The organism is Streptomyces sp. NPDC058198 (assembly GCF_042882605.1).
GTDB lineage: Bacteria > Actinomycetota > Actinomycetes > Streptomycetales > Streptomycetaceae > Streptomyces.
Map to the genome: position 1 here is coordinate 745,182 of NZ_JBHVVP010000001.1, position 15,276 is coordinate 760,457.

15 protein-coding genes are annotated in these 15,276 nt (G+C 70.2%); 10 read left to right on the forward strand and 5 right to left on the reverse strand.

What is annotated here, in order from left to right:
• Positions 1-41: 41 nt before the first annotated feature.
• The gene (locus ACFVWW_RS03270) at positions 42-290 is read right to left on the reverse strand and encodes a hypothetical protein (protein ID WP_384187650.1); all 249 of its coding nucleotides are present in this window, start codon (positions 288-290) and stop codon (positions 42-44) included.
• Between the two features lie 119 nt (positions 291-409).
• Here ACFVWW_RS03270 and ACFVWW_RS03275 point away from each other — a divergent pair, with 119 nt between their 5' ends.
• The gene (locus tag ACFVWW_RS03275; RefSeq protein WP_384333444.1) at positions 410-790 is read left to right on the forward strand and encodes a VOC family protein; all 381 of its coding nucleotides are present in this window, start codon (positions 410-412) and stop codon (positions 788-790) included.
• Between the two features lie 45 nt (positions 791-835).
• Here the strand turns inward: ACFVWW_RS03275 and ACFVWW_RS03280 are convergent, their stop codons facing one another.
• On the reverse strand, positions 836-1,849 hold the full coding sequence (locus tag ACFVWW_RS03280) for an amino acid ABC transporter permease (RefSeq protein ID WP_384333447.1): 1,014 nt from the start codon (positions 1,847-1,849) through the stop codon (positions 836-838).
• 550 nt (positions 1,850-2,399) lie between these two features.
• Here ACFVWW_RS03280 and ACFVWW_RS03285 point away from each other — a divergent pair.
• The 7 genes from ACFVWW_RS03285 (at position 2,400) to ACFVWW_RS03315 (ending at position 10,321) form a co-directional block, all read left to right on the forward strand.
• A complete protein-coding gene (locus tag ACFVWW_RS03285) occupies positions 2,400-3,533 on the forward strand; it encodes an LLM class flavin-dependent oxidoreductase (RefSeq protein WP_384333450.1) in 1,134 nt (377 codons plus the stop codon).
• Positions 3,533-4,042 carry a GNAT family N-acetyltransferase gene (locus tag ACFVWW_RS03290; RefSeq protein WP_384187640.1) on the forward strand — a complete coding sequence of 170 codons (510 nt, stop codon included), beginning with the start codon at positions 3,533-3,535 and terminating at the stop codon, positions 4,040-4,042. Before ACFVWW_RS03285 ends, ACFVWW_RS03290 begins: the two co-directional genes overlap by 1 nt.
• A gap of 13 nt (positions 4,043-4,055) precedes the next feature.
• On the forward strand, positions 4,056-5,048 hold the full coding sequence (locus ACFVWW_RS03295; RefSeq protein WP_386876715.1) for an ABC transporter substrate-binding protein: 993 nt from the start codon (positions 4,056-4,058) through the stop codon (positions 5,046-5,048).
• Positions 5,049-5,065: 17 nt separating this feature from the next.
• Positions 5,066-6,064 (forward strand): amino acid ABC transporter permease, encoded by a 999-nt coding sequence (locus tag ACFVWW_RS03300; protein WP_386875645.1) that lies wholly within the window; start codon positions 5,066-5,068, stop codon positions 6,062-6,064.
• Entirely contained in the window at positions 6,061-6,852 is a 792-nt protein-coding gene (locus ACFVWW_RS03305) for an amino acid ABC transporter ATP-binding protein (protein WP_386875647.1), read from the forward strand. Before ACFVWW_RS03300 ends, ACFVWW_RS03305 begins: the two co-directional genes overlap by 4 nt.
• Before the next feature lie 66 nt (positions 6,853-6,918).
• Positions 6,919-7,914, forward strand: a complete 996-nt coding sequence (locus tag ACFVWW_RS03310; protein WP_386875649.1) for an ABC transporter substrate-binding protein — start codon at positions 6,919-6,921, stop codon at positions 7,912-7,914.
• Between the two features lie 532 nt (positions 7,915-8,446).
• Positions 8,447-10,321 carry an APC family permease gene (locus ACFVWW_RS03315; RefSeq protein ID WP_384187681.1) on the forward strand — a complete coding sequence of 625 codons (1,875 nt, stop codon included), beginning with the start codon at positions 8,447-8,449 and terminating at the stop codon, positions 10,319-10,321.
• A gap of 39 nt (positions 10,322-10,360) precedes the next feature.
• Here the strand turns inward: ACFVWW_RS03315 and ACFVWW_RS03320 are convergent, their stop codons facing one another.
• A complete protein-coding gene (locus ACFVWW_RS03320; RefSeq protein ID WP_386875651.1) occupies positions 10,361-11,752 on the reverse strand; it encodes an LCP family protein in 1,392 nt (463 codons plus the stop codon).
• A gap of 87 nt (positions 11,753-11,839) precedes the next feature.
• Positions 11,840-12,886 (reverse strand): sodium:calcium antiporter, encoded by a 1,047-nt coding sequence (locus ACFVWW_RS03325; protein ID WP_386875653.1) that lies wholly within the window; start codon positions 12,884-12,886, stop codon positions 11,840-11,842.
• A 232-nt stretch (positions 12,887-13,118) separates the two neighbouring features.
• Between ACFVWW_RS03325 and ACFVWW_RS03330 the strand changes: the two genes are divergently transcribed.
• Together ACFVWW_RS03330 and ACFVWW_RS03335 are read left to right on the forward strand one after the other, a co-directional pair.
• The gene (locus ACFVWW_RS03330; protein WP_384187622.1) at positions 13,119-13,682 is read left to right on the forward strand and encodes a hypothetical protein; all 564 of its coding nucleotides are present in this window, start codon (positions 13,119-13,121) and stop codon (positions 13,680-13,682) included.
• Between the two features lie 39 nt (positions 13,683-13,721).
• Positions 13,722-14,198 carry a hypothetical protein gene (locus tag ACFVWW_RS03335; RefSeq protein ID WP_386875654.1) on the forward strand — a complete coding sequence of 159 codons (477 nt, stop codon included), beginning with the start codon at positions 13,722-13,724 and terminating at the stop codon, positions 14,196-14,198.
• Between the two features lie 6 nt (positions 14,199-14,204).
• Here ACFVWW_RS03335 and ACFVWW_RS03340 read toward each other — a convergent pair whose 3' ends face one another.
• Positions 14,205-15,251, reverse strand: a complete 1,047-nt coding sequence (locus tag ACFVWW_RS03340; protein WP_384187618.1) for a glycoside hydrolase family 26 protein — start codon at positions 15,249-15,251, stop codon at positions 14,205-14,207.
• Positions 15,252-15,276 lie beyond the last annotated feature (25 nt).

Sequence of the window (15,276 nt, forward strand, 5' to 3'; positions counted from 1 at the left end):
TCCAGGCTCGCCCCGGCGCCCCGAGTGTGCGACTGGAGAGGTCAACCGGATGATTCGTCCGGTACGGGCTGCTCCGGATGCACCCCGCCCGAGTGGGGGCTGCCCCGGCGGCCGGCGCCGGACTCGTCCGCGTCGGGAATCCGATGGTCCGGGTCCTCGTCGCCCGAGTCGTCCTCCCCCGCCGGCCGCACGTCGAGGGGATCGGGGCCGGGCTGTACCTGCTGGTCGGGCATGTCCCTGGGCACGCCGGGGCCGTGCTCTCCGGGGCCTTCCATCCGTCGGTCGCTCACGGTTCTCCTTCCGTCGGGCGCGGCGGATACCCACCGCGGCGTGGCGCGTACCCGCTCGCCGCCCGGGCAACCACGTGACGCGCTGTGTGCGGGTCCGTGCGGGGGGTAGACGCAGTCACATGACCGTCACGAAGACCAGCGTTCTCGTCCTGGACTGTGCCGAACCCGTGGAGCTGGCCGAGTTCTACTCGGTGTTCCTCGCCGCCGAGACCCGGATCGGCGTCGATCCGGACTTCGTGGAGATCGTCGGCCACAACGGAGTGCATCTGGCGATCCGCAGGGACCACGGCCACGCGCCCGCGAGCTGGCCGCGCCCCGAGAGCTCCCAGCAGGCGCATCTGCGGATCCTGGTGTCGCAGGACGACATCGACGAGGCGGAGCGTGAGGCGATCGGCCTCGGGGCCAGGCCGCTGGACACCAAGGACAACGGCGGCCCGCGCGACGTACGCCTCTACTCGGACCCGGCCGGGCACTCCTTCACGCTGGCCGTCCTGCCCTGACGCCCGGTGCCCGCTGTTCCCCGGCCCGCGCCCGCGGGGCGGGGCTCAGCGCGGTGGCGCGTCGGGCGCGCTCGCCGTGCGGAGCCGTACCGTCAGGGCTGCGGCCTGCCGGCGCAGGCGCTGGACCGGGGTCGGCGGCAGCTCGCGTGCCGCGCCACGGGCGTAGTGGCGCTCGATGTAGAACTGGCCCGCGGAGAGCACGGTGGTGACGATGATGTACCAGATCGTCGCCACCATCAGCAGCGGGATGACCTGGTACGTACGGTTGTAGATCAGCTGCACCGAGAACAGCAGGTCCTGCACCGCGAGGACGCTCACGATGCTGGTCCCCTTGAGGGTGCCGATGAGCATATTGCCCGCGGTGGGGACGATGGAGCGCATCGCCTGCGGCACGATGACGCGGCGCAGCACCCGCCATCGGCTCAGCCCCAGCGATGCCGCCGCCTCGGTCTGGCCGGCGTCGACGGACAGGATGCCGCCGCGTACCACCTCCGCCGCGTACGCCGCCTCGTGCAGGGTGAGGCCGATCAGCGCGGTGAGGCCCGCGCCGAAGAGGTTCACGGTCTTGAAGGTGAGGAACTCGGGACCGAAGGGGATGCCGATGCCCAGGGTCGGGTACAGCGCGCCGATGTTGAACCAGAACAGGAGCTGCACCAGCAGCGGAGTGGACCGGAAGATCCATACGTAGCCCCAGCTCAGGGTGCGCAGCACGGGGTTGGCGGACAGCCGCAGCACGGCGAACACCGTGCCGATGAGAAAGCCGAGCACCATCACGGCCGCGGTCAGCCAGAGGGTGAGCAGCAGTCCGTCCAGTACGGCGGGCGTGGTGAAGTACCGGCCCACCACGCTCCATTGGAAGCGCTCGTTGCGGACGACCGAGTTGACGGCCATCGCGAGGGCCAGCAGGGCCACGACGGCCGAGAGCCAACGGCCGGGGTGGCGACGGGGGACGATACGGGAGACCTCGTCGGCCCCCGGCGGGGCGGACGCGTCCGGTTTCCGGGACGCCGGGTCTGACCGGACGGGGTCGGGGCGAAGGACATCGGGCGGTACGGACATGAGAGGGCTCCGGCGGGAGATGCGGTCGGCGGCGGTCGGTGTGCTCCGGACGTCATCACGCGTACCGCGTCCCTCAACACGGCAGGTGCGACCCGGTATTCACACCGCGGCCGCACGCGCCTCGATCGTACGGGCGAAAACGGCGGTCCTGTCAAGGAGCGCCCCCCTACCGGCCCCGCGGGCGCCGACCACAGAGCGAGCAGCTGTTGACGTGACCGAACGTCCCGTGCTCAATTGGCTCCATGCAGAAGCAGCTGCCCCTGGTCACCCGCGGCCACATCGACTTCGGTCGAGTGTGGTCCGCCTCTTGTTGCACCTGACCCGGCAGCGGGCCGCCTGACCGGCCCCTCCCTCCCTCGGTGACCCCGTCGCGGGCCGAGTTCTCTCTCTTCACCGGGCGCACGCTGCCGCTTTCCCCCTGACGTACCGCGCGTCATCACGCCTGCCTCCGTTCCGCCGCCGCTCCGCCGTGTCCGCGGGCTGCCCAGGGTCGCTTCTCGCTGCCCTCCGCCGGCGCGCCCCTTCCTTCTCCCTGCACGAAAGGTCCGCCATGCCTGTGGAGTTCCTCGGTATCGCCGCCACCCACGACGGGTCGGAGACGAATCCCCGCTCCGGCGCCGCGTTCGACAAGGAGTACACGCTCAAGCTCGCCCGCGCCCATGAGGACCATGGCTGGGACCGGGTGCTGTTCGCGTACGGTTCCGGCTCGCCCGACCCGGCTCCGGCCGCCGCGTACATCGCCTCCCGCCTGGACCGACTACAGATCCTGCTGGCGCACCGGCCGAACGTCTCGTATCCGACCTTCGCCGCCAAGACCTTCGCCACGCTGGACCGGATCAGCGACGGCCGTCTCACGGTCCACTTCATCACCGGCGGCAACGACCATGAACAGGGCCGCGAGGGGGACACGCTCACCAAGGACCAGCGCTACTCCCGCACCCGCGAGTACATCGAGATCGTCAAGCGGATCTGGACCTCGCACGAGGCGTTCGACCACGAGGGCGAGCACTACCGCTTCCACGACTTCGTCAGCGATGTCTTCCCGGTCCAGCAGCCCCGGCCGGACGTCTCGTTCGGCGGCTCCTCGGCCGCCGCCTACGCGGCCGGCGGCGCCGAAGCGGACATCTACTGCCTGTGGGGCGAACCGCTGGAGCGGACGGCGGAGCAGATCGAGGCGGTGAAGGCGGCCGCGCGTGCGGCCGGCCGGACGACCGCGCCCCGTATCCAGGTGGCCTTCCGGCCGATCATCGCGCCGACGGAGGAGCTCGCCTGGGAGAAGGCACACCGGACGGTGGACGCGATCAAGGCCCGTAAGGAGAAGGGTGATGCGGCCGTGGTGCGCCATCACCGCCGGGGCGAGCCCGAGAACACCGGGTCGCAGCGGCTGATCTCGATCGCGCGGTCCGGTGAGCGCTACGACCGGGCGCTGTGGACTCCGACCGCCGCCGCCACCGGAGGCGCGGGCAACTCGAACGCGCTGGTCGGTACGCCGGAAACGGTCGCCCAGGCGCTGCTGGACTACTACGACCTCGGCGTGGACATCCTCTCCGCCCGCGGCTACGACCTGCTGGACGACGCCATCGACTTCGGCCGGTATGTCATCCCGCTGGTGCGCGAAGAGGTGGCCAAGCGGGACGCCGAGCGCGCGGCGCGCGGCGCGCATTCGCTGGTGGAGGCCGGCTGATGACGTCCGTGGCCGAACCCGGCGGCCCGACCTGGCTGCGGGCCACCCTCTCCGATCCGCTGGTGCGGCCGATGCTGCGGGAACTGGGGCACGAGTACTCCACCCGCTACGGCAAGGACGCGCACAGCGAGCTGGCCCGCTACCCGGCCGAGGAGTTCGACGCGCCGCACGGTGTGCTGCTGCTGTTGCTGGAGGACGGCGAGCCGGTCGCGGGCGGGGCGTTCCGCCGCTACGACACCACCACGGCCGAGCTCAAGCGGATCTGGACCCACTCCGCCCACCGGCGGCGCGGGCTGGCCCGGCGTGTCGTCGCGGAGCTGGAGCGTATCGCCGCCGTACGCGGCTACCGCCGGATCTTTCTCACCACCGGGCCGCGCCAGCCGGAGGCCCGCGGGCTCTATCTGACGACCGGTTATACGCCGCTGTTCGACACGAAGGCCGCGCCGGAGACCATCGGCCCGCTCCCCTTCGAGAAACACCTCACCGTCCCCGCCGAAGGAAAGGTATGACCCCGTGCGCACCCTGATCCCGAGCCGTCACCGGCCGCCGCGCCGCCGGCGGCCCGCGCGCCGTCATACGTCCGTACACCGTCGGGTGTCCGCCGCGCTGGTGTCCGCCCTGCTGCTGCCCGTCCTGGCCGGCTGCGGAACGGACGCGGCAGCCGGACGCGAGACGGCGGGCGCCGCCTCACCCGCGCCGTCGAACGATGTCACCGCCTCGCTGAAGAAGAACGTCTCCCTGGCGAAGCTGCTGCCCGAGGACGTCCGCGAGCGCGGGACGATCCGGATCGGCGCTTCCGTCGGATCCCCGCCCAGCGCCTACTTCCCCGACGCGACGAGCCGTCAGCCGGCCGGCCTGGACATCGACATCGCCGATGCGGTCGGCAAGCTCCTCGGGCTGGAACTGAAGCGCGAGGAGGCGAGTTTCGAGGCGATCCTCCCCGCGCTGAGCAGTGGCAAGTACGACGTGGGGACGGGCAACTTCGGCGTCACCGACGAGCGGCGCAAGACGATCGACTTCGTCACCTATATCAATGACGGCCAGGGTTTCGCGGTCCGCGCGGACGACCGGAGCCTCGGCAAGGTGACCCGGCTCGACCAACTGTGCGGCAAGACCGTCGGCGTGGGAGCGGGCACCACCTTCGAGGCGACCCTCAACGCACAGAAGGGCGTCTGCGCAGACGCCGGCAAGAAGCCGTACACCGTCAAGGTCTACTCCGACAACGGCGCCACGCTCACCAGCCTCCAGCAGGGCCGTATCGACGTGGTCATGTCGACCATCAACGGCCTGCGCCACCAGGCGGCTCAGCCGGCGGCCGGCGTCAGGTTCCTGAACGAGTTCCACCGTCTCGACGTGGGCTTCGCCTTCGCCAAGGGCTCACCCCTGCTCACCGCGTTCCAGGCAGCTGTCACCGAACTGATCGACAGCGGCGCCTACCGGCGGATCCTCGACACCTGGGGAACGCAGGACTCCGCCATCGAGGAGTCCCGGATCAGCCCGCCCGAGCAGAAGTAGCCGGCAGGAGCCCCCTGATGGACACCGCAACCGGTACCGCGGCGGCCGCGCCGCCGTCCGGACCGCCCGAACCACCCGTGCCGACAGTCTCCCGCCACGAGGACCTCGCCGGACTGAAGGTCGTCCCCGCGCGCCACTACTGGCGCTGGGCCGCCGGCGCGGCCGCGCTGGTCGTCGTCTCCCAGTTCATCCATGGCCTGCTCACCAACCCGGCCTGGGAGTGGGACGTCTTCTTCCTCTATCTGTCCACCGACACCGTGCTGAAGGCCGTCTGGGTGACGCTCCAGCTCACCGCGTACGGCACCGTCCTGGGCTTCGCCCTGGGTGTCGTCCTCGCCTTCATGCGGCTGTCCCGCAGCGCCGTGCTGCAGACGGTCGCCTGGACGTACATCTGGGCCTTCCGCTCGATCCCGCTCATCGTCCAGCTGCTGTTCTGGTTCAACCTCGCCTACCTGTACCAGGAGTTGGGGCTCGGCATCCCCTTCGGGCCCGTGCTGTGGAGCTTCGACACGATGAACCTGGTCGGTGCTCTCTCGGCCGCCGTCATCGGTCTCGCACTCCACCAGGCCGCCTACGCCGCGGAGATAGTCCGCGGCGGGGTCATCTCGGTCGACGCCGGGCAGCTGGAAGCGGCCGCGGCGCTGGGTATCCCCCGGCTGCGGCAACTGCGCCGCATCCTGCTGCCGCAGGCGATGCGCTCCATCCTGCCCAATGCCGCCAACGAGGTCATCTCCCTCTTCAAGGGCACCTCGATCGTCTCCGTGATGGCGATCGGGGAGCTGTTCTACCAGGTGCAGGTGGTCTACGGCCGTAACGGGCGCGTCGTACCGCTGCTGATGGTCGCGACCGCCTGGTACATCCTGCTGACCACCCTGCTGTCCGTCGCCCAGTACTACGTGGAGCGGCGCTTCGCGCGAGGGGCCGAACGCACACCGCCGCCCAGCCCGCTCCAGCGTGCCCGGATCCTCACCCGCAGGATGCGGGCCGCCGCCGCCACCGGAGGTTTCCAGCGATGAGTGTTCACCCCGACCCGATCGCCGATGGCGACCTGATGGTCGACATACGCGGCGTCCACAAGAACTTCGGCGCGCTCGAAGTGCTGCGCGGCGTCGACCTCCAGGTCCGCGCCGGAGACGTCACCGTCGTGCTCGGTCCCTCCGGCTCCGGGAAGTCGACGCTGCTGCGCAGCATCAACCACCTCGAAAAGCTGAACCGGGGTTACGTCAGCATCGACGGCGAGCTGATCGGCTACCGCCGCTCCGGCTCCACGCTGCACGAGCTCAAGGAGAGGGAGGTGCTCAAGCAGCGTCTGCACATCGGCTTCGTCTTCCAGAACTTCAATCTCTTCCCGCATCTCACGGTCGTCGAGAACATCATCGAGGCCCCGGTGTCGGCGCTGCGCCGGCCCCGGAGGACCGCCGTCGAACAGGCCGAACGGCTGCTGGCCCGGGTGGGCCTCGCCGACAAGGCCCACGCCTACCCGCGGCAGCTCTCCGGCGGCCAGCAGCAGCGGGTGGCCATCGCCCGCGCCCTCGCGCTGGAGCCCAAGGTGCTGCTCTTCGACGAGCCCACCTCGGCGCTCGACCCCGAGCTGGTGGGCGAGGTCCTCGATGTCATCAAGGACCTCGCCCGTACGGGCACCACGATGATCGTGGTCACCCATGAGATCGGTTTCGCCCGTGAGGTCGCCGACACCGTCGTCTTCATGGACGACGGAGTGATCGTCGAGCAGGGCCCGCCCGCCGAGGTGCTCGACCGTCCGCGGTACGAGCGCACCAAGGCCTTCCTGTCCAAGGTCCTCTGACATCCCCCTTGGTCTTTTGACGTCCCCCTTCCCGCGCATCACCCTTTTCCCTCCCAGGAGTCCTCCGTGCCACCCCGCCGCCGTACCCGCCGCACCACCGCCGCCCTGCTCGGTCTCGTCACCGCGCTCTCCCTCACCGCCGCTTGCGGCACCTCCGCCGACGGCTCCACCGACAAGGTCGCGCCCCGGGGCGCGGGCAAGGGCGGTTTCCAGATCGAGCTGGGCCCCGACCAGGACCGGATCAGCACGGCCGAGGTGGCCTCCATCGCCGCACTCGTGCCGGCGCGGATCCGCGAGCGCGGCACCCTGGAGGTCGTCAACTCCGCCGGTTCCGCGCCCCCGTTGACCTTCTACGCCACCGACGACAAGACCGTGATCGGGGTGGAACCCGACATCGCCTCGCTGGTCGCGGACGTACTCGGACTGAAGCTTCACTACAACACGGTGGACTGGGCGAACATCTTCGTCGGTCTCGACAGCGGCAAGTACGACGCCGGTTTCAGCAACATCACCGTGACCGAGGAGCGCAAGGAGAAGTACGACTTCGCCACCTACCGCCTCGACAACCTCGCGTTCGAGGCCAAGAAGGGCGCCGGCTGGAAGGTGACGGGACCGAAGGACGTGGCGGGCAGGACCATCGGTGTCAGCTCCGGCACCAACCAGGAGAAGCTGCTCGTCACCTGGAGCGAGCAGAACGTGAAGAAGGGTCTGAAGCCCACCGCCATCAAGTACTTCCAGCAGACCACCGACTACTACCTGGCGCTCGGCTCCGGGCGCCTCGACGCCTATCTCGGGCCGAACCCGGTCTCCGCCTACCACGCCGCCTCCACCGGACAGACCGAGATCATCGGTACGTACTCGGGCGGCGGAGCCGACGTCCAGGGAAAGATCGCGGCCACCACCAAGAAGGACAACGGTCTGGTCAAAGCGCTGCACGAGGCGCTCAACACCCTGGTCGAGAACGGGACGTACGCGAAGGTCCTGGCGCGCTGGGGCCTCGCGAACGAGGCCGTGCCGTCCTCGGAGCTCAACCCCGTGGGGCTGCCGAAGACCAACCAGTAGCCGGCCCGGTCCCGCACCGGCCCCGCCGTACGTCCGAACGGGTGGTCGACGCCGTCGCCCGTGTGTCGCCCGCCGCAGGAGGGACCGGCCGCCCGGTCCGCCGAAGAGACTCGCGGGTGTGACGGATACCCAGGGAGAACACGGGCGCGACGGTCAGGACCCGGCGGACACCGCAGGCGCCCCGGTCGTCGCGCCGAAACTCGACGCGGAGCAGGCGATGCTGCTGCGGCTGGTGGGGCGCGAGTGGGGGCGGGTGTCCGCCGCCCCCGACGCGTGGCGCAACGCGTTGCCCGTGGATCCGGATATCGGCAGCTACCCCGAGCCCGCGGAGATCGTCCCGGCCCGCTTCGGCCGATTCGTAGCCGTCCCCACGCTCATCGAGCAGCCGTCCGCGGCGGAGGGGATCGCCACGGAGACGATCGACGTCACGGAGGGCGCGGAGGATACGACCCGGCCGGGCCGTCTCGCGCACCGCCTGCGGCGCGCGGTCCTCGGGGCGCCGCTGAAGAGCACGGCCATCGCCCGCGAGCGTATGCGCAAGCTCGTGGCGCTGCCGGTCCTCTCGGCGGACGCGCTGTCGTCGGTGGCGTACGGCCCCGAGGCGCTGCTGGCGGTCCTGGTGCTCGGCGGTACGGCGGGGCTCGCGTACTCCGTGCCGGTGGCGCTGGCGATCGTCTTCCTGATGCTGGCCGTCGGGGCGTCGTACCGTCAGACGATCCGGGCGTATCCGCACGGCGGCGGGTCGTACATCGTCGCCACGGACAATCTGGGGCGCGTGCCGGGTCTGGTGGCCGCGGCCGGTCTGATGACGGACTACATCCTCACCGTCGCGGTCTCCGTCTCGTCCGGGATGGCGGCGGTCACCTCGGCGCTCCCCGGGCTGGCGGACGACGTCGTGGTGATCGGTGTGCTGGTCATCGCCGTGCTGCTCGCGGGGAATCTGCGGGGCGTCCGGCAGGCGGGCGCGTTGTTCGCCGCTCCCACGTACGCCTTCATCATCGCCATCGCCTCGCTGGTGGCCGTCGGTCTGTACGACGCGGCGGGCCGTGACTTCCACCCCACCCCGACTCCCCCGCTGCACGCGGTCGAGGGCGTCGGGGTGCTGCTGGTGATGCGGGCCTTCGCCTCCGGATCGACGGCGATGACCGGTATCGAGGCGATCTCGAACGCGGTACCGGCGTTCCAGCCCGTCGCGTGGCGCAACGCGCGCACGACACTGTCCTGGATGATCGGGCTGCTCGTCGCGCTGTTCGCCGGCACGGTCGCCATGGTGCATCTCCAGGGTGTCGTCCCCGAGGCGCAGGAGACCGTGCTGTCCCAACTGGCCCATCGGAGCTTCGGGTCGGGCGGCATGTACGTGTTCACGCAGGCGGCGACGGCGCTGGTGCTCCTGCTCGCGGCGAACACCGCGTACAACGACTTCCCCCGGGTGCTGTTCCTGCTGGCACGCGACGGCCATGCCCCGCGAATCTTTCTGCGTCTCGGGGACCGGCTGGCGTTCAGCAACGGGATCATCGTGCTCTCGGTGGCGGCGGCGCTGATCTATGTCGTCTTCGGCGGCAGGACCGCGACGCTGATTCCGCTGTACGCCGTCGGGGTGTTCCTCGCCTTCACCCTGTCGCAGAGCGGAATGGTGGTGCACTGGTGGCGCAAGCGCGACCGGCACTGGCGCAAGAGCCTGTGCTTCAACGCCACCGGCGCCCTGCTCTCCGCGGTCGTGTTCATCACCGCCGGCATCACCAAGTTCACCGAGGGCGCGTGGCTCGCCATCCTCGCCGTCGCCGTGTTCCTGCTGGTGACGACACGGATCCGGCGCTACTACGACAAGGTGAGCCTGGCTCTGCGGCTTCACCCCGAGGCGATCGAGATTCCCGGCCGGAAGACTCCGCCCCGGCCGGACACCCGTTCCCCGGCGCCGCCGCCGGCCCCGCCCGCACCTCCGCCGCCCTCTTCCGGGGTCTCACCCGGTACGCCTTCGGACGCGGAGACCGAGGACACCCCCGAGGAGATCCGTCATCTCTCCGTCGTCCCGATCGACGTGCTGCACCAGGCGAGCATGCGCGCGCTGGCCTATGCCGCGTCGCTCCAGCAGCCCGTCCTCGTTGTGCATGTCAGTCCCAGCGAGGAGGACGCCGAGCGCTTCCGCGAAGCCTGGCTCCTGTGGGGCAACCATCTCCCGCTGAGGATCGTCATCTCCCCCTACCGGGCGATCGTGGCGCCGCTGATCAGCTATATCGAGTCACTGCACCACCAGCGCCCGGACCTGACCATCACCGTCATCCTGCCGGAGATCGTCGTACGGCACTGGTGGCACCGGGTTCTGCACAGCTATCTGGCCGGCCGGCTGCGGCGTGCGCTCCGCCATCTGCCGAAGATCGTCGTGACGAGCGTGCCCTTCCATGTGTAGGCCGGCCGAGCGGTTCGGTGTCCGCGTCCTGCGGGCGGCTCAGCCGGCGAGCGGGGGCAGGTCGGGACCGATGACCAGGGTCACCGTGCCGGGAGCCGCCTCGGCGGAGGAGACCGGGGCCAGGCCGGGGAACCTCGCCGCGAGCAACCGGGCCTGGGTGGCCCGCCCTTCGGGAAAGGTGAGCGTGCTCCGCTCCGCCGGTGCGGGCGCGTTGCCGGTGGCGGCGATCCGGAAGCCGAGCGCGCTCAGCCGGTCCGCGATCTCCCGGGCCCGGCCGGGGATGCCCGTGCCGTTGAGGACCGTCACCTCCACGCTGCTCGCCGTCGGGGGCAGCTGGCCGGCCGCCTTGTCGAGCCGGGCCCTGGTCATCTCCCGGTCGTGGCTGAGAGCGCTGAACAACTGCTGGGCCGCGGGCGGGTTCCAGACGACGTTCGCCTTGTCGCTGGGGACGTCCCGTTCCCGGGGATAGTTGGGAACCGTCAGGAAGGTGATCCGTTCTGTGGGCATGCTCTTGACGCCGGAGGCCAGCTCGTAGAGCGGTTTCAGGCCCGCCAGGTCGGGGTCGGTGGTCAGTGACCTCGTGGCCGAGTCGAGGAATCCGTACAGGGCCCTGGGGTTGTAGAGCCTGGCCTTGGCCTTGGTGGCGAGGGCCTTCATGAACTCCTGCTGGCGGCCGATGCGGCCGATGTCCGTGCCGTCGCCGAGGCTGTAGCGGGCGCGTACGTATCCGAGGGCCTGGTCGTCCTTCACCGTCTGGCACCCCGCCCGGAGATCCAGATGGGCCTTCTCGTCGTGTACGGGCCGCTCCGGGCAGATCTCGACACCCCCGAGGGCGTTCACCATGCCGGTGAACCCGCGGAAGTCGACCGTCATGAAGTGATCGACGCGGACGCGGGTGTTCTGCTCGACGGTCTTGATCGCGCAGGCCGCGGCTTTGGCGGTGTCACCGCCTGAGCCGCCGATCGCGTACGCCTCGTTGATCTTGAAGTGGTGCGGTGTCGAGGAGGTGCCGTCGCCCTGGGCGCAGGCGGGGATCCGCACCCAGGAGTCACGGGGGAAGGAGACCACCGTGGCCCACTTCCCGCTGCCGCCGACGTGCAGCAGCATCAGGGTGTCGGACTGCATGCTGGTCAGGCCCTGGCCATAGCCGTCGCCCATTCCCTTACGGCTGTCGGAGCCGATGACCAGGATGTTCTCCCCGCCCTTGGTGGCTCTGGGCCGGTTGTCGCCGAGCGCGTCATCCACCCCGGCGCCATGGATGTTGCCGCTGAGCCGGGTGTAGAACCACCCGCCCGCCGCGGCCGTACCCAGCACCAGGAAGGCGGCGGTCGCGGCGAGCGAGCGTCCGGTCCTGTGGCGTGGCGGCCGGCGGCGGCACCCGCGCGGCGCCGCGGCGGGCCGGTCCGCCGGGCCCCTGTCTGCTGCGTTCACCGCGTCGGTCTCCTCACTGCGTGCCGGTCATGGGAAAGCTCATGGGAAAACTCGGGAAAACTCGTTGGGAAACGTCGGTCTCCGACTTCAGCCGAGCAGGGGAATCAGCCCCAGACCGAATACGGCGTAGAAACCGGCCGCGACGGACAGCCGGGCGGGGGTGAGCCGGTGTGCGCGCATCGTCAGCAGCAGATAGACGATCGAAGCCATGGTGACCACTCCGGCCCACAGCAGCGCGCTGTCGAAACGCCACGCGGTGAAGAGCAGCCCGAGGCCGCTGGGCACCGTGGCCTGGATCATCATGGCTCCGGAGATATTGGCCAGGGCGAGCTGCGTCTTGCCCTGCCGTACCCAGATGATCGCGTTCATGATCTCCGGGAGTTCGGTCGCGACGGGTGAGAGCAGCAGTGCGGTCACAGCGGACGACAGCCCGAGCATGGGGCCGATGGCGTCCAGCTGCTTCACGAACAGCTGCGAGGCGAAGAAGATTACCGCGAGAGCGGCCAGAGTCTGGGCGACAACGGCCCACGTCGCCGGGGAGGCCGCCCTCCGCTGCGACTTCAGGGGCGCGAGCTCCTCGTCGTCACCCTCGCCGTCCTGGCCACCGCGCGTCTCCCGCCAGAAGTAGACGGCGTACGCGGCGAAGAACAGCACGCCCAGTACGGGCTTGAAAGCGAAAGCGACCAGGCCGAGCGCGACCTTCACCATGAAGATCGGCAGGAACCAGGTCTGGTCCTTCGCCAGCCGTCTCATGTCCTTCTCGTCGCCCAGCTGCGGACCGCCGGGACCGCCGGGCGGCGCACCGGTGCCGGACCGCGCGGGACCGCTCTGCTTGCGCCGCTTGAGCAGCAGCGCGACACCCGTGACGCCGTACGCGACCGTGGCCAGCACGAGCGGCCCGCCCAGCGCCGCGCCGACGCCGATGTTCTTGGCCTCGGCGTTGGCACCCGTGGTGACCGCGATCAGCGTCACCACGGATTCGGGCAGGGCCGTGCCGAAGGCCGCCAGGATGGTGCCGACCGCCATCTTCGCGACGTTGAGCCGCTTGCCCAGCCACTCCACCGCGTTGACGAACCACTCGCACGAGAGATAGATCGCCACCGCGCACACGATCAGCAGCACGTAATGGACCACGGCACCCGTCCAGCTTTCCCGCGTCGCGGGGGCTTCGAGTGCGGCTACTCCCCCTCGCGACCGCAGACGCTACCCCACCTCCCCGGCCTGGGCGCCGCGGCACGTCCGGGCCCGTACGCCGGACGGCTCTGCCGGGTGGCCCGGTCTCCGGGGGTGACGTGTAGTGGGTGGTACTGCCGCGACCTGGCGGGCGGTACGCCGCCCGCCGGACGGCCGGATCCGAGGAGGCTCGATGAGGAGCAACACCAGGACACCCGCTGCCGCCACCGCGGCCGTGGTCCTGCTGTGCGCCGTGGCCGTCGGCGGCTGCTCCGGCGGCGGGAGCGGATCGGCGGCGACGTCGCAGCCGCCCGCCGGCCTCGCGGAGGCCTCCGCGTCGGCGCGCTCGTCCTCACCCGCCGCGGATGTGGGCAAGCTGTCGGCCGCCACCGGGCCGCTCGGGAAGATCCTGGTCAACGGCGAGGGCCGCACCCTCTACCTCTTCGAGGCGGACAAGAAGAACACGTCCACGTGTACGGGGGCCTGTGTGAAGACCTGGCCGCCTCTGATCGTCACCGGCGAGCCGACGGCGGGCAGTGGCGGCGTCAAGAAGAGTCTGCTCTCCACCACCACCCGCGACGACGGCGCCCGGCAGGTCACCTACAACGGCCATCCCCTGTACACGTTCGTGGGCGACCACAAGGCCGGTGACACCAACGGCCAGGGCGACACCGACTTCGGCGCCAACTGGTACGTCCTCGACACCGCCGGGAAGAAGAACACCACCCCGCAACAGGACACCGGCGGCCTCTACTGACCCCTACCCCCCTCGGCCACCGGTGCGACAGGAGAAGCGATGTCCTCAGTCACCTCTGCCGTACCCGCCCGTCAAGGACGCGCACTCCGCTTCCTGCGGGGCGCGGCCCGGCTGCTGGCCGCGGCCGGCCTCGCGCTGGACGCCTATCTCCACGCCCATCTGGCCGACCGGTACGACGCCGTCTCCGCGAGCATCAGCCAGGGCACGCTCTTCCGTATCGAGGCCGGCCTCGCCTCACTCGCGGCCCTGCTCGTCCTGGTCTGGCGCCGGAAGCCGTCCGACGCCTTCGCCTGGCTCGTCGCGGCGGGGGGCCTCGCACTCCTGCTGGTCTACCGCTACGTCAACGTCGGTGAACTGGGACCGATCCCGAACATGTACGAGCCGGTCTGGTACCGCGAGAAGGAACTCGCCGTCCTCGGACAGGCGGTCGCCATCCTCAGCACCGTCTTCCTGCTCGTCACCCACGCGCAGCGCCGGGGCCGCGGCGCTCACGCGGCCCCGGGCAGGCGTCAGTGACACGGCTCAGCCTCTGCGGCCGAGGGCGCCCTGACGCAGGAAGCGGGGGTCGTAGTACGTGTTCTTGACGCCCTGGCCGGTGTTGAACGCGGGGTCGGTCAGATACTCGGCCCAGACCATGAAGTAGGTCCACTTCGGCTGTCCCGCGACCTCCGCGGGCGAGGGCACCTTGCCGACCTCGGCGAGCGCCAGTGGCTTCGAACCGGCGATCGACTGGAGGGTCTGGTAGTAGGTGGCGGACGGGAAGTTGCTGTTCCAGGCGTCGAGCGAGACCACATCCACGTACGCGTCACCGGGGTAGTAGGACGCCATCCCGCCCGCGTCGAGGTCCTTGACGTTCCAGACCCACACGAGGTTGCTGAGGCTCTGGGTGTTCTTGAGGTAGTCGTGGGTGATCTGGTAGAGCTTGCGGCTGCCGTTCGCGCCGGAGCGGCCGCCCCACCAGGACCAGCCGTCGTTCATCTCGTGGACGGGGCGGAAAAGCACGGGTACCCCGGCGTCCTTCAGCTGCCGCAGATACGGGACCGCCTCGTCCAGGCGCCGTTTCCATGCGGTGTTGAGGGCGGTGCCGTCGGTGATGAGCTGGTTCCACTGGTCGTCGGACAGGTTGTCCTGGATTCCGGCCCCGGGATCCCAGCCGCACGAGGACCCGCGGGTGGGAGGGCAGACATGCCAGGTGAGGGTGACCAGCGAGCCGTTGTTCCACTCGGTCCTGGCCTGGTTGACCATCGTCTGACGGTTGTTGACATCGTCGGACGCGAAGAGGAAGTCACCGCCCCACAGCCCCGGGTAGACGCCGGTGATGTCATGGACCTTCGCGGTCCACTTCGACGGCTGGGAGTTGGGCTCGCGGTTGTGCTGGCCGGTCACGGTCCGGTTTCCGGAGAGAGATCGCAGATAGCCGACGACATCGGCCGGGGGCGCCGCCGCGGCGGCCGGGGCAGTGGCGCCCGGGAGAGTGACGTCGTCTGCGGAGGTGGCATGGCCGGCGGGTGCGGCCACGGCACAGGCCAGCAGGACCGCGGCGCATAATCCGGTGAATCGGGATCTCATGGTGGTCTCCTGTCTCGGTCGGGCG

Coding starts and splice junctions, on each gene's coding strand:
- ACFVWW_RS03275 (WP_384333444.1), top strand. CDS start 410: ATGACCGTCACGAAGACCAGCGTTCTCGTCCTGGACTGTGCCGAACCC.
- ACFVWW_RS03280 (WP_384333447.1), bottom strand. CDS start 1,849: ATGTCCGTACCGCCCGATGTCCTTCGCCCCGACCCCGTCCGGTCAGAC.
- ACFVWW_RS03285 (WP_384333450.1), top strand. CDS start 2,400: ATGCCTGTGGAGTTCCTCGGTATCGCCGCCACCCACGACGGGTCGGAG.
- ACFVWW_RS03290 (WP_384187640.1), top strand. CDS start 3,533: ATGACGTCCGTGGCCGAACCCGGCGGCCCGACCTGGCTGCGGGCCACC.
- ACFVWW_RS03300 (WP_386875645.1), top strand. CDS start 5,066: ATGGACACCGCAACCGGTACCGCGGCGGCCGCGCCGCCGTCCGGACCG.
- ACFVWW_RS03305 (WP_386875647.1), top strand. CDS start 6,061: ATGAGTGTTCACCCCGACCCGATCGCCGATGGCGACCTGATGGTCGAC.
- ACFVWW_RS03315 (WP_384187681.1), top strand. CDS start 8,447: ATGCGCAAGCTCGTGGCGCTGCCGGTCCTCTCGGCGGACGCGCTGTCG.
- ACFVWW_RS03330 (WP_384187622.1), top strand. CDS start 13,119: ATGAGGAGCAACACCAGGACACCCGCTGCCGCCACCGCGGCCGTGGTC.
- ACFVWW_RS03335 (WP_386875654.1), top strand. CDS start 13,722: ATGTCCTCAGTCACCTCTGCCGTACCCGCCCGTCAAGGACGCGCACTC.
- ACFVWW_RS03340 (WP_384187618.1), bottom strand. CDS start 15,251: ATGAGATCCCGATTCACCGGATTATGCGCCGCGGTCCTGCTGGCCTGT.